The sequence below is a fragment of the Kitasatospora sp. NPDC058406 genome, from assembly GCF_042722765.1.
In the GTDB taxonomy this organism is placed as follows: Bacteria; Actinomycetota; Actinomycetes; order Streptomycetales; family Streptomycetaceae; genus Kitasatospora.
On sequence record NZ_JBHXKE010000115.1, the window covers coordinates 1 to 13,940 of the forward strand.

A 13,940-nucleotide genomic window follows, 5' to 3' on the forward strand; every position below is an offset into this window, starting at 1 on the left:
GGTCCGGTCGGCGTACCGGCCGCCCGGGTCGCCTGGCGGCCCCGGATCACCCTGCTCGACGAGCCCGCGGTGGGCGTCCCGGCCCGGCTGGAGCTGCGGTTCGAGCCGGACGTGGATCCGTCCGGGGCCGCGCCCGCAGACCCCGCCGACCGCGCGGAGCCCACCGACCCCGCCGACCCCGGCGGGGCGCCGGGGCTGCCGGAGCTGCACCTGGTCGCGGCCGTCGCCTCGGACGCGGTGATCGACCCGCCGGTCACCGTCTACGACCCGGCCGGTCCGCCCGCCGAGTTCGCCCTGACACCGGCCGCGTCCGGCCGGCACCGGATCCGGATCACCGTCTACGACCGGGGCTACGGCGTCGCCCTCCAGGACCTGGAGACCGCCGTCGACGTCACCCCCGCCGTCACCGTCCAGGAAGAGGAGCAGGAGTAGCCCGTGCCCCGGGATCTCGTCGTCCAGATCCGGCAGAACCCCTCTGCCGACTTCACGTTGCTGCCGAGCCAGGGCGGCCCGGGGTACCGGCCGGGTCCGCGCGGCCCGGAGCCGCTGCTGCCGGACCGGGGCGATCCGGGGTACCGGCCGGGTCCGCGCGGCCCGGAGCCGCTGGACCTGGAGGTGTCGCTGCGGCGGCACGGCACCGCCGACCTCCTGCACATGTCCGCCAACCGGCCGGGCGAGCGCTCGCCGCTGACCCGGGGCCATCACGCCTTCCTGGACGTCCCGGCCACCCGGTTGCTGCAGAGGGCGGCCCGGTTGCGGGCGGCCTGGCGGGACCAGTTGGTCAACTACCAGACGACGGACGAGGACGGGATGCCCCTGGCGTACCCGTTCGCGTCGGCCGTCGACCTGTCCGACCAGGTGAAGCTGGCCGAGAACCGCATGACGGAGCTCGCGGAGGAGGGCCGCTACCTCCTGGAGACGATGCTGGAGGGACCGGACCGGAACCTCGCCGAGTTCAGGGCGTTCCTCGTCGGCGCGCTCACCGAGGAGGGGCCGCTGCGGGTCAGCTTCGACTCGGACCTCCACCTGCCCTGGCCCATGATGGCGGTGGACAGCGGCCCGGGCGAGCCCTGGAAGGACTTCCTCGGCCACCGGCACCAGGTCGAGCAGACCGGTTCGTCCTACCAGCGCATCCAGGTCGCCCACCCGACCCGCGCCCGGGCGGTGACCAGCCTCAACACCGATGCCACGCTGGAGTCGGTCGGCCGGGCGCCGGAGGTCCGGAAGCTGCTGGAGGAGCGGACCGAGCTGACCGTGCGCACCGAGTCGGCCCGCTTCCTGGAGGCGCTCGCCGGTGCGGTCCTGGACGAGGACCTGATGTACTTCTGGTGCCACGGCCAGTTCGTCGACAACGGCACCCCGTTCGCCCAGCTCGCCGTCCGGCTCTCCGACACCCGGGACATCGACGCCGACCTGGTGCGCCGTCAGCGGCGCGCGCACCTCGACGAACCGGAGGCGCTGTTCCGGCCGTTCGTGCTGCTCAACGCCTGCCACGCCGGGCAGTCGGCGGCGGCCGAGCTGGAGCACCTGGGCCGGGCCCTGGTGGAACTGGGGGCGAGGGGGGTGCTCGGACCGCAGATCGAGATCCCGCAGGTGTTCGCCGCCGAGTACGCCTTCGCCTTCCTCGACCTGTACCTCACCGGCGAGTTCACCGCGGGGGAGATCACCCGGGAACTGGCCCGGCGGTTCGTCGACGACTACGGCAATCCGCTCGCGCTCACCTACTCCCTGCACTGCGGTATCGACAGCATCCTGGAGCTCACGACATGACTGCCCCCGCCGTGGTGGACCTCGACGAGCGGGGCCGGCTGCTCGTCCCCGGGACGCGGACGCCGGTGCCCGAGTCACGGGTCGCCGAGCACCTGGCCCGGTATCTGCGGGTGCCCGCACGGGCGACCGACATCTACGTGTACGTGCACGGCTGGAACACCGGCCGGTCGGCGGCGACCCGAACCGCGGCCGGACTGGTCGAACGGGCGGCCGGGTTGCGCGGCCGGGCGCCGGAGGCGTACCCGGGACTGGCGCGCGGGTACCGGCCGTGGTGCGTGGTGGTGCGCTGGCCGTCGTCGAGCGTGCCGTCGCTCGGCGGCTACCGGCGGATCCGCGACCGCGCGCACGCCATGAGCGGGCCCGGCCGGGGACAGGCGGGCTACGTGATCGGTCACCTGCTCGGGTACCTGGACGCGGGGCGGGGGAACCCGGCCGATCCGGCGGTCCTGGCCAACCGGTCGGGGCAGTACCTGCACCTGGTCGGGCACTCCTTCGGCGGCCGGTTCCTCTGCGAGGCCGTCCAGTGGGCGGCGGAGCGGCCCGCCGCCGGGCCGCAGGTGCTGGGCTGGAGCGGGAAGGCCGATCCGGCGCGGCCGTTCACGGCGGACAGCGCGCTGATCTTCCAGATGGCGGCGCCGCGGGACGCCTTCGACCGGCTGTTCCCGCGCCTCTTCGCCGCAGCGGGCCGGTCGGGGGCGCCCCTGCGCGGGCCGGTGGTGCTCACCCACTCGCGCTGGGACCGGGCGACCGGCTTCTGGCACCTGCGGGCCGAGGGCCGGCCGGGGATCGGGCACTCCGGGACGGGGTCGGCGCCGGTCGCGCAGTACTCCGAGCGGCTGCGGGCGACGAGTACGCCCTATCCGCGGCAGGCGCTCGACCACCCGATTGTCAACATCGACGCCGGTGAGGTGTACCGGGGCAGCCGGGCGGGCCGCCGGCTGGCGCCGGCCGGTGCGCACTCGGACTTCCAGCACCCCGAGTCCGCGCACCTCCTGCTCAGTCTGGCCTCGCTCTCCCGGTGACCGGGCGGGCGCCGTCCGGCCGTCGGCGGCACGCGCCCCGCGGTACCTGACGCCGTCTCGGACGGGCGCGTTCGGGCGGGCCGCGCCCGCCGCAGCCTCCCGCCGCGGTCCGGCCGGGCCGGTCGCGTCGGTCCGCGCGGCGCGCCACGGTCCGGGGACCCGGCCCCCGGAGGGTTCGTGGGCGATGCGGACGTCTTGTGAACATGCGGTGATCGGCCGTTGATCGGCCGTAGAACCGCGCCGTGGAGCATCGGCGCCAGGGGGGAACACGGTTCGACGGCCGGTCCGGTCGGCGCCGCCCCCGGCGTGCCCGGCGGCCGTGCGGACCGCCGGTCCCCGGTAGTCGGTCACCCCACGGAAGGCGGACGAGGCATGGACGGCGGTCAGTCGCTGCAGTCGACGGCGGGCTTCGGAGAGGTCCTCAGGATCCGGCGCGAGCGGGTCGGCCTGACCCAGCAGGTGCTCGCCGACCACGCGACCCTGAGCGTCCGGGCGATCCGGGACATGGAGAGCGGCCGGGTACAGCGCCCCCGGCAGGAGACGGTCCGGCTGCTGGCCGACGCGCTGCGGCTGGAGGGCCGCCACCGGACGGCCTTCGAGGCGGCCGCGCGCCGCCAGACGCTCGCCGAGGAGCCCCGGGAGGAACCGACCGCACCGCCGGTCGCCCGCGGCGCGATCGTCGGCCGCGAGCTGGAGGTGGAGGTGCTTGCCGACGCCCTCGCCGTGCACGGTGACCGGCTGGTCACCGTGGCCGGTCTCGGCGGGGTCGGCAAGACCCGGCTGGTCCTGGAGGTGGCCCGCCGGCTGCACCTCACGGCCCACTGGTCGGTGCGGTGGCTCGACTGCGCCCGGCTCCCGGCCGCCGGGACCGAACGCCGCGCCGACCTCGCCGGGGCCATCGGCGACCGTCCCACGCTGCTGGTGCTGGACGGTGCCGACGCCGGGGTGGACGCCGTCCTGCTGGACGAGCTGTTCCAGCACTGCCCCGGCCTGCGGGTGCTGATCACCGCCAGGGTGCCGCAGCCGCTGCCGGGCGGCCAGGTGATCCCGCTCGCCCCGCTGCCCACCCCCGGGCCCGAACTCGACCACGACCCGGTCGCGCTGGCCGAGGTCGGCGCCGTCCGGCTGCTCCTCTCGCACCTGCGGCGGCTGCGCCCCGGCTACCGGCTGGAGCGCGACGAGGCGCCCGCGGTGGCCGCGCTCTGCCGCCAGCTCGACGGCCTGCCCGGCGCCCTGGAACTGGCGGCCGGCTGGTCGACGGTGCTCTCGCCGCGCCAGCTGGTGGCACGGCTGGCGGACGGGCCGTTCCACCTGGCGCCGCCGCCCGCCGGGTACGGCGGGCGCGGTGACGTCGGGGCGGCGCTGGGCGCGGCACTGGAACGGCTGACGCTCGGCCAGCGGGACCTCCTGGAGCGGCTGGCGGCGGAGCCGGGGGACTGGTCGGGGGAGGACGCCGTCCAGCTCACCGGCCGGCCGCCGCAGGAGTGCTTCGCGGCGGTGCACGAGCTGCTGGCGAGCGGGCTGATCCGGAGCGTCCAGGCCCGTGAGGGCGTCCGGTTCACCGTGCTGAACCTCTGCCGCAGACTCTTCGGCGCCGCGTACCCGGTGCTGGCGACGGCGGGTTGACCGGTCGGGCCGCGCCGCCTTCCGGCAGGCCGCCGCCCACCGGCCGCCGCCCACCGGCCGCCGCCCACCGGCCGGCGCCCACCGGCCGCCGCCCGTGGGACGCCGTCGGGCGCCGGACGCGACGTGCGGCGCGGGGCGATACTGCCCGTCTCTTGCCGGGCGAGCTGCCGGTCCTGAGGGTCGATGCTCCCTAGCGTTCTGTTCACGGCCGGTCGGCCCGGACGGCCCGGTCGGCCCGGACGGCCCGGTCGGCCCGGACGGCCGTCCGGCCCGGCGTCGCCGGGGCGAACCGGCCGAGCCCTCCCCGGAGGCGCACCGCCCCGGACACCCGCGACCGCCGGCCGGGACTCCCCACCACCTACCGACACCAAAGGTTTGCACCGTGGAGCAGCTGAAGCAGCACGGAACGGCCCGGGCCGCCGGCCTGGACGTCGTCGTGACGACCATGGCCTCGGACTCGCACACCTGGAACCTGGTCTTCCTCCAGTTGCTGCTGGAGGAGCTCGGGCACCGGGTCACCAACCTGGGCGCCTGCGTGCCGGACGAGCTGCTGGTCGCCGAGTGCCGCCGCGCCGAACCGGACCTCATCGTCCTGAGCAGCGTCAACGGGCACGGGTTCAACGACGGCATGCGGGTGATCGGCGCCCTGCGGGCCTGCCCGGAGCTGGGCCGCACGCCGACCGTGATCGGCGGCAAGCTCGGCATCGCCGGCTCGGGGGACCCGACCCGGCAACAGGCTCTGCTGGCCGCCGGGTTCGACGGGGTCTTCGAGGAGGGCGGCTCGGTGGCGGAGTTCCGGTCCTACCTCCGGTCGCTGTCGATCGGGGTGCTGCTGTGACCGGCTTCGGCGCCTTCGTGGCCCAGGCCCGGGCGGCCGGCGCCCTGGTGGTCCAGCCGCGGATGGGCATGGCCGACCCGCTGCGGATGCGCGACGGCCTGCTCGCCACCCGGGACGCGGCGGCCGTCACGGTCGGCACCCTCACCCTGGACAGCTACACGCGGACCGGCGACCTCGCCGCCGCCCGGCGCGCCCTCGCCGAGGGGGTCGGCCTGAACGGCTACCCGATCGCCACCCACTCGGCGGACGTCACCCGCGCGGTGCTCCGCGGGGTCGTGGACGCGGGCTTCCCGGTGCAGGTCCGGCACGGTTCGGCGATGCCGGAGCACATCGTGCGGGCCCTGCTGGCGGTCGGTCTGGACGCCACCGAGGGCGGCCCCGTCTCGTACTGCCTGCCCTACAGCCGGACGCCGCTGCACGAGGCGGTGGCCTGTTGGCAGCGCAGCTGCGAACTGCTCGCCTCGATCCGCGAGTTCGGCGCCGAGCCGCATCTGGAGACGTTCGGCGGCTGTCTGATGGGGCAGCTCTGCCCGCCGAGCCTGCTGATCGCGGTGAGCGTGCTGGAGGGGCTGTTCTTCCGGCAGCACGGGCTGCGCAGCATCTCGCTCAGCTACGCCCAGCAGGCCGACCTGCGGCAGGACGAGGAGGCGCTCACGGTGCTCGGCCGGCTCGCCGACGAGCTGCTGCCGGACGTCGACCGGCACATCGTCCTCTACGCCTACATGGGCGTCTTCCCGCGCTCGCCGGGCGGTGCCCGGCTGCTGCTGGAGGAGGCGGCCCGGCTGGCGGTGCGGACCGGGGCGGCCCGTCTGATCGTCAAGACCACCGCCGAGGCGCACCGGATCCCGACGGTCGGGGAGAACGTCACCGCGCTGGAGACGGCCGCCGCAGCCGCCGCCGACGAGCGCGCCCGCCTGCGCCTGACCGCCCCACCGCCGAGCACCGCCGTGCGGGTCGCCGGCCGGGACACCGGGATCGAGGCGGAGGCGCGGGCGCTGATCGGCGCCGTGCTGGAGCTGGACACCGATGTCGGGCGCGCGCTGGTCCGGGCCTTCGCCGCCGGCTACCTGGACGTTCCGTACTGCCTGCACCCCGACAACGCCGGCCGGGCCCGCAGTTCGCTCGGTCCGGACGGCCGGCTGTCCTGGTCGGGTGTGGGATCGATGCCGATCGCCGGCCTGTCGGGCGGGCCGCGTCCGCCGATCCTCGGCTCGGCCGAGCTGCTCACCGCGCTCTCCCACGTCCAGCGGACGTACGACGCCCGCGCCGCCGCCGGTGCCGTCGCGCGCTCCGGCGGCACGACCCCCGAAACGCCCCGCACACCCGCCGCACGACGAGAGTTGGGACTCACCTCGCCATGACCGACCACGGGCCATCCACCTCCGCCACCTCCTCCTCCCCCGCCCCCTCCGCGGCCTCCGGGCCGGTCGACCCCGGGCGGCACCTGACCTCCCCGGCCACCCGCAGCGCGCTCCGGATCCAGTACCAACTCCTGACCGCCGCGCGCGAGTTCCTGAGGGCTCAGGGCTTCACCGAGCTGCTCCCGCCGATCATCGGCCCGGTCACCGACCCGGGCTCGCGCGGCTCGAAGCAGGTCGACATCGACTTCTACGGCCACCGCTACAAGCTGATGACCAGCGCCATCCTCTACAAGCAGGCCTCGCTGCTGGCCTTCGACAAGATCTTCTGCATCGCGCCGAACGTCCGGTTGGAGCCGTTGGAGACCGCCGGGACCGGCCGCCACCTGGCCGAGTTCCACCAGCTGGACGTGGAGGTGGCCGGCGCGAGCCGGGACGACGCCGTCCGGCTCGTCGAGGAGCTGGTGGTGCACATGGTGGGCAGCGCGGTCCGCGAGCTGCCGAAGGACTTCGCCGAACTCGGCCGGGACACCGACGCGTTCACGGAACTGCTGAAGGGCTCGTTCGGCCGGATGCGGCACGCCGGGGCGGTGGCCGAACTCCAGGAGCTCGGCCACCCGCAGAGCCCGGACGCCGAACTGGACTGGGCCGGCGAGGCGTTGCTCTCCTCCCGGCGCGACCGGCCGTTCTTCGTCACCGACTACCCGAAGGGCTCCCGCGGCTTCTACGACCGCGAGAGCCCGGACGACCCCGGTCTGCTGCGGAACTTCGACCTGATCGCGGCCGAGGGCTACGGCGAGCTGTGCAGCGGCAGCCAGCGCACCAACGACTACGCGGAGATCGTCACCCGGATGCGGGAGACCGGCGAGAACCCGCAGAAGTACCGCTGGTACCTGGACCTGGTCCGCGAAGGCGTGCCCGGCAGCGCCGGGTTCGGCATCGGCGTCGAGCGGCTGACCCGCTACGTCGCCGGGCTGGACGAGGTCTGGCAGGCCAGCGCCTTCCCGAAGATCGCCGGGGTGGTGTCCCCGTGAGCGACCTCTCCGCGCCCGGCTTCCCGGAGGAGGAGGTCCGGCAGCGCGCCCGCTCGGGCGCGGCGGCGGCGTTCCCCCCGCCCGGCGAGTACGGCCGGGTCCTGTTCGGCGCCGAGCGCGACGACGGGCGGCGGGATCCGCGGGACCCGCTGGACGCGCTGCGCCTCGTCCCGCCCGTCTTCATGCCGCAGCGGTTGGCCAAGCTGATCGACCTGGGGCGTGAGCCCGACTACCGGGACGTCGAACTCGCCACTCCCGTCGGCGGGTTCACCTCCGCCCTGCCGGTCTACGTGTCCGCCCTCGGGTCCACCCGGGCGGCCGGCGGGGACCTCGGCCTCGCGCTCAGCCGGCAGGCCGGGGCGCTGGGCCTGCCGATGGTGATCGGGGAGAACGTCGTCCCGGTGAACGGCTACGGCCGGCTCGGCGAGGCGGCCGACCGGGCGTTGCTCGGCCGGTTGCGCGCCTACGCCGGGGAGCTTCCGGACGGGCTCGGCGGCGTCGCCGTCCAGCAGTCCACCGAGGACGCCGACGCCGAGGTGTGGAACCTCGTCTACAGCGACCCGGCGGCCCTTCCGCTGCTCGAATCCGGGCGCCTGGCCTTCGAGTTGAAGGTCGGACAGGGGGCGAAGCCGGGCCTGGGCGGGATGACCGTGCTGGACGCCGGGGCGGCCGAACGGCTCGGTGACCGGTACGGGCTGGACCGGGTGTTCGGTGACGGGCGGGTGCTGAGGTCCAGCACGCCCGGCACCTTCACCGCGGAGATCCTGCGCCAGCAGGTCCGGCTGATGCGCAACAACTTCCCCCGGGCCCGGGTCTGGGTGAAGCTGCACCCCGGCCGGGACGTCGCCGAGGCGGCCCGGGTGGCGGCCGGGGCGGGGGCCGACGCCGTCACGGTGGACGGCGCCGAGGGTGGGACGGGCTGGGCGCCCGGGGTCTTCCCCGCGCAGGTCGGCCTGCCGCTGGCGGAGTGCCTGCGCCGGCTGGCGGTGGCCGGGCCGCCGCCCTGCCTGCTGGTGTCCGGGCGGATCTGGGAGGGCGGCCGGGCGGTCAGGAGCCTGGCGCTCGGTGCCCGCGCGGTGGGGCTGGGCCGGGCGGCGCTGCTCGCCACCGCCGAGGACCCGGAGGCCGGGCTGGTCCGGTTCGCGGACTGCCTCGCCCTCGAACTCCGGTTGCTGATCAGCGCACTCGGGAAGTACACGCCGGCCGCGCTGGACGGCGACGACGTGTGGTCCGCGGAATTCCCCGGAATGTCCGCGGCAGGTTAGGAGAGCGGTAGTTCCCGGCAGCCCGCCGACGCGCCCCCGTGCGTGTCGACGGGCTGCCTTAGTTTCTCAACAGGCATGCTGCAAGCGGCAGTTGAAACTGCCGATGCACTTCCGCGCATTCTGCCGATCGGCCCGGAAAAGCCGTCCTAAGGTCGGTACCACTACCGGCAGCGTCGCAAATTCACTCGCTAATTCATCGGGGTTGGATGATGGAATCTCGCGGTTTCCCCTTCACGTCCGTCGCACGCCGGTCCCCGGACCGGCCGGCCGTACGGCTCGGCGGCCGGACGGTCGGCTACCGGGAACTGGACGAGCTGAGCGGCTCCCTCGCCGCCCGGATCGCCCCCGGCCGGACGGTGGCCGTCACCGGCCGGGGCCGGCTCGACCACGTGGTCGGCCTGCTCGCCGCGCTCCGGGCCGGTGCCACCTACCTGCCGCTGGACCGGGACGCCCCCGAGGAACGCAACCGCTGGATCCGCGAGGACGCCGGCGCCACCCTGGCCTACACCGACGGGGAGCTCGTCGACCTCGGCCCGGCGGCGTCCGGCGGCTCGCCCGGCAGCACGGGCGTCCCGGGAGCGGACGCGTCGGCCACCGCCGGGTACCTCGTCTACACCTCCGGCACCACCGGCCGCCCCAAGGGCGTGCACGTCCCGCTCGCCGCGCTGACCGGCCACCTGGCCGCCGCGGTCGAACGGTTCGGCCTCACGGCGGACGACGTGGTGCTGCACTTCGCCCGCCCGACCGTGGACGTGGCGGTGGAGCAGGTGCTCGCCGCCCTCACGGCCGGCGCCTGCGTCGTCGTCCCCGAACAGCAGCTGGTGGCACCCGCCGCGCTGCTCGACCTGCTGGACGACGAGGGCGTGACCGTGGCCAACCTGGCCGCCGGCTACTTCCAGGACGTGGTGGCCGCCCTCCGTGAGCGCGGCCGGGCGCCGCGCACCCTGCGCCTGATGATCTCCGGCAGCGACCGGCTCTACCCGGACACCGCCGCCGGCTGGTGGGCCGCCACCGGCGTGCCGCTGCTGAACGCCTACGGGCCGACCGAGACCGTGATCACGGCCACCGTCCACGCGTCGGCGGGGCCGGCCGCCGGAGTCGGCGACGTGGTGCCGATCGGCGGCCCGCTCGGCGACCGGCGGGCGTACGTGCTGGACGACCGGTTGCGGCCGGTGCTGCCCGGTGCGGCCGGCGAACTGTACCTGGGCGGGCCGCTGCTGGCCTCCGGCTACCACGGCCGCGCCGGCCTGACGGCGGGCCGGTTCGTCGCCGACCCGTTCGCGCCGGAGCCGGGCGCCCGGATGTACCGGACCGGCGACGTCGTCCGGCGGGCGGCGGAGCCCGGCCCGGCGGACGGCACCGGGGCGACGGACGGCACCGGGGCGGAGGCGCCGCTGGAGTTCGTCGGCCGCGCCGACCACCAGGTGAAGATCCGCGGCTTCCGCGTCGAACCGGGCGAGATCGAGCAGGTGCTGGCCACCCACCCGGGCGTCGCGGGAGCCGTCGTGGTGGCGTACGAGGGCCGGCTGGCCGCCTACACCACCGGGACCGCCCCCGACTACGCCGAGGTGCGGGCCTTCCTGGCCGGGCGGTTGCCCGAGCACATGGTCCCGGCCACCGTCACCCCGCTGGAGGCGTTCCCGCTGACCGCCGGCGGCAAGGTGGACCGGGCGGCGCTGCCCGAGCCGCAGACCGCGCCCGCCGCCCCGGCCGCCGGCCGGCGCCCGCCGCGCACCCCGGCCGAGCAGCTGATCGCCGCCGTCTGGGCGGACGTGCTCGGGGTGCCCGAGGTCGGCGCCGACGACAACTTCTTCCACCTGGGCGGGGATTCGCTCACCGCCGTGCGGGTGGTCGGCCGGGTCTTCGACGTCTTCGGCATGATCTCGCCGTACACCATCTTCGACGCGCCGACCCTCGCGGAGTTCGCCGCCGCCGTCACCGCCTCGGCGGGCGGCGGGCGCCCGGTCCTGTCCCGGGCGGGGGCCTGCGAGGCGCCGCTCTCCAAGTTCCAGCGCGGCCTCTGGTTCCTCGACCAGTGGAACCCGGGCGCGCCGACCTACGTCGTGCCGTGGGTGTTCCGCTTCGCCGGCCCGGTCGACCCGGAGCTGCTCCGGCGGGCGCTGGCCGGCGTGGTGGACCGCCACGAGGCCCTGCGGACCACCTTCACGTTCGGCGAGGACGGCCCCCGGCAGGTGGTCCACCCGTCGGTGGAACTGCCGTTCACCGTCGTGGACGCCGGTCCCGAGCAGGTGGGCGAGCTGCTCGCCGGGGCCGCGCTGGTCCCGTTCGACCTGGAGACCGGGCCGCTGGTCCGCGCCCACCTCTACCGGTCCGGCGCCGCGTCCACCCTGCTGCTGCTCTGCCACCACATCGTCTGGGACGAGGGCTCGCTGCCCGTCCTGGAGTCCGAACTCGCCGAACTCTACGAGGCCCTGGCGGCCGGCCGCCCCGCCGTCCTGCCCGAACTGCCGGTGCAGTACGCCGACTACAGCGCCTGGCAGTACGAGGACGCCACCGCCGGCAGCCGCCTCGACTACTGGCGCGAGCACCTGCGGGACTCGCCGACCGAGCCCGTGCTGCCCGCCGACCGCCCCCGGCCGGAGGTGCAGGCGTTCCGCGGCGCCTTCCACCGGTTCGCCATGCCGCGGCCGGTCGCCGAGGCCGTCCGGGCCCTGGCCCGCAGCGAGGACGCCACGCCGTTCATGGTGCTGCTCGCCGGTCTGGCGCTCACCCTGCACCGGCGCACCGGGCAGCGCGACCTGGTGCTCGGATCCCCGGTGAGTCTCCGCGGCCGGGCCGAACTCGACGCCATGATCGGCTACTTCGTCAACCTGCTGCCGCTGCGCGTGCGGCTCGGCGAGGCAGGAGACTTCCGCGAACTGGTCCGGCACGTCCGCGAGGTGGCGATCGCCGGCTACCGCCACCAGGAGACGCCGTTCGACGACATCGCCGGCGCCGTCCTGGAGGACCGGCCGGACGACCGCACCGAGGACCGCAACCCGCTCTGCCAGGTGCTGCTGGAGCTGCACCCGCTGGACTCCCGGCCGCTGGTGATCGGCGGCACCGAGGTCACCCGCGAACTCCACTCCAACCCGGTCTCCCGCTTCGACCTGTCGATCTCCGTCGACGACCGGGGCACCGACTTCACCGGCCGCTTCGAGTACGACTCCGACCTGTTCGACGAAGCGACCATGGCGGAGCTCTGCGACGCCTGGCTCGGCACCCTGGCCGCCGCCGTCGAGGCGCCCGTACACGCCCTGTTCGAGGCCCGGGCCGCCCGGGACCCGCGCTCCACGGCCCTGATCTCCGGCGAACAGCGCCTCAGGTACGGCGAGTTGAACGCCCGGGCGAACCGGCTGGCCCACCACCTGACCGCGCAGGGGATCGGCCGCGGCGACACCGTCGCCGTCCTGGTCGAACGCGGACCGGACCTGGTGACCGCCCTGCTCGCCGCGCTCAAGGCCGGCGCCGCCTACACCCTGCTCGACCCGGACTTCCCGGCCGAGCGGCTGGCCGGCGCGGTCGCCGACAGCGCCGCCGCCCTGCTGGTCACCCACCGGCACGCCCAGCCGCCGTTCCCCGTCGCCCGTCACCTCGACCTCGACGCCGAGGCCGTCGCCGTCGCGGCCCGCCCCGGCCACGACCCGGGCCTGCCGGTCACCGGCGCCGACCTCGCCTGCGTGATGTTCACCTCCGGCTCCACCGGCCGCCCCAAGGGCGTCGCCGTCCCGCACCGCGCCCTCACCACCACCTACCTGGGCCAGGACTACGCCCGGTTCGGCCCCGGCGAGGTCTGGCTCCAGTGCTCCCCGGTCTCCTGGGACGCCTTCGCCCTGGAGCTGTACGGCGCGCTGGCGTTCGGCGGCACCTGCGTCCTCCAGCCGGGCCGGCGGCCCGACCCGCAGGCGATCGCGGAGCTGACCCGCCGGCACGGCGTCACCCAGCTCCAGCTCTCCGCCAGCCTGTTCAACTTCCTGCTGGAGGAGATGCCGGAGACCTACGACGACCTCAAGGTGGCCTTCACGGCCGGCGAGCGGGCCTCCGTCACGCACGTCGGCAAGGCCCTGGAGCAGTACCCGCACCTCGTCGTGGCCAACGGCTACGGCCCGGTCGAGAGCCTCGGCCTGACCACCTGCCACCGCGCCACCGCCGCCGACGCCGCCGGCACCTCCGTCCCGATCGGCCGCCCGCTGCACGGCAAGGCCGTCCACGTCCTCGACGACCGGCTGAACCCCGTCCCGCCCGGCACCACCGGCGAGCTGTACGCGGCGGGCGGCGGCCTGGCCCACGGGTACGTCGGCCGGCCCGGGCTGACTGCCGAACGCTTCGTCGCCTCCCCGTTCGGGGCGCCCGGCGAGCGGCTCTACCGCACCGGGGACCTCGGCCTGGTGAACGCGGACGGCCTGCTGGAGATCACCGGCCGGATCGACGACCAGGTGAAGATCCGCGGCTTCCGCGTCGAACCCGGCGAGATCGAGGACGCCCTCACCCGCCATCCGGCCGTCCACGAGGCCGCCGTCACCGTCCACGAACCCGCGCCGGGCGACCGGCGGCTCGCCGCCTACGTCACCGCGGGCAGCACCGCGCCCGACCCGGACGCGCTGCTCGACCACCTGGCGGCGCTGCTCCCCGAGCACATGGTGCCCGCCACCCTGGACGTCCTCGACGCCCTGCCGCTCAACCCCAACGGCAAGGTCGACCGGCGCGCCCTGCCGGCCCCCGCCGCGCGCCTCGCGGACGCCCCGGCCGACCCGCTCACCCCGGACCAGCGGCTCGTCGCGGACGCCGTCCGGGCCGTCCTGGAGCTCGCCGACGACCTCGGGCCGGACGCCAACTTCTTCCGGATCGGCGGCAACTCGCTGGCCGCGGTCCGGGTCGCCATGAGGCTGTCGCAGGACACCGGGACCAGGGTGCCGCCGCACGTGGTGTTCCGAGGCCGGACCGTGGGCGCCATCGCCGAACGGCTGGCCTCGTGACGACGACCCGCCCGACCGCACGCCCGACCGCCCTCCCCACCGAAGGGAACG

At 75.6% G+C, this 13,940-nt stretch carries 8 protein-coding genes and 1 pseudogene; all 9 read left to right on the forward strand.

The features are described 5' to 3' along the window. Positions 1-432: pseudogene (locus tag ACFWOG_RS22615) on the forward strand (hypothetical protein); the annotation flags it as partial. A 3-nt stretch (positions 433-435) separates the two neighbouring features. Further along, the gene (locus ACFWOG_RS22620) at positions 436-1,770 is read left to right on the forward strand and encodes a CHAT domain-containing protein (RefSeq protein WP_380360600.1); all 1,335 of its coding nucleotides are present in this window, start codon (positions 436-438) and stop codon (positions 1,768-1,770) included. Next, entirely contained in the window at positions 1,767-2,792 is a 1,026-nt protein-coding gene (locus tag ACFWOG_RS22625) for a hypothetical protein (protein ID WP_329880716.1), read from the forward strand. The genes ACFWOG_RS22620 and ACFWOG_RS22625 overlap by 4 nt, the downstream gene beginning before the upstream one ends. Before the next feature lie 372 nt (positions 2,793-3,164). Continuing rightward, a complete protein-coding gene (locus tag ACFWOG_RS22630) occupies positions 3,165-4,418 on the forward strand; it encodes a helix-turn-helix domain-containing protein (protein WP_355406025.1) in 1,254 nt (417 codons plus the stop codon). A gap of 382 nt (positions 4,419-4,800) precedes the next feature. Beyond that, on the forward strand, positions 4,801-5,256 hold the full coding sequence (locus ACFWOG_RS22635) for a cobalamin B12-binding domain-containing protein (protein WP_329880713.1): 456 nt from the start codon (positions 4,801-4,803) through the stop codon (positions 5,254-5,256). After that, positions 5,253-6,617 carry a methylaspartate mutase gene (locus ACFWOG_RS22640; protein ID WP_380360602.1) on the forward strand — a complete coding sequence of 455 codons (1,365 nt, stop codon included), beginning with the start codon at positions 5,253-5,255 and terminating at the stop codon, positions 6,615-6,617. The genes ACFWOG_RS22635 and ACFWOG_RS22640 overlap by 4 nt, the downstream gene beginning before the upstream one ends. Further along, positions 6,614-7,648, forward strand: coding sequence for an asparagine synthetase A (locus tag ACFWOG_RS22645; protein ID WP_329880710.1), 1,035 nt, complete (start codon positions 6,614-6,616; stop codon positions 7,646-7,648). Before ACFWOG_RS22640 ends, ACFWOG_RS22645 begins: the two co-directional genes overlap by 4 nt. Then, entirely contained in the window at positions 7,645-8,913 is a 1,269-nt protein-coding gene (locus ACFWOG_RS22650) for a glutamate synthase-related protein (protein WP_380360605.1), read from the forward strand. The genes ACFWOG_RS22645 and ACFWOG_RS22650 overlap by 4 nt, the downstream gene beginning before the upstream one ends. A gap of 206 nt (positions 8,914-9,119) precedes the next feature. Then, positions 9,120-13,889, forward strand: a complete 4,770-nt coding sequence (locus ACFWOG_RS22655) for an amino acid adenylation domain-containing protein (RefSeq protein ID WP_380360607.1) — start codon at positions 9,120-9,122, stop codon at positions 13,887-13,889. Positions 13,890-13,940: the final 51 nt, after the last annotated feature.

Bases quoted from the DNA above. Each gene is read 5' to 3' on its own strand.
- ACFWOG_RS22645 (WP_329880710.1), top strand. From the start codon at position 6,614: ATGACCGACCACGGGCCATCCACCTCCGCCACCTCCTCCTCCCCCGCC.
- ACFWOG_RS22625 (WP_329880716.1), top strand. From the start codon at position 1,767: ATGACTGCCCCCGCCGTGGTGGACCTCGACGAGCGGGGCCGGCTGCTC.
- ACFWOG_RS22630 (WP_355406025.1), top strand. From the start codon at position 3,165: ATGGACGGCGGTCAGTCGCTGCAGTCGACGGCGGGCTTCGGAGAGGTC.
- ACFWOG_RS22655 (WP_380360607.1), top strand. From the start codon at position 9,120: ATGATGGAATCTCGCGGTTTCCCCTTCACGTCCGTCGCACGCCGGTCC.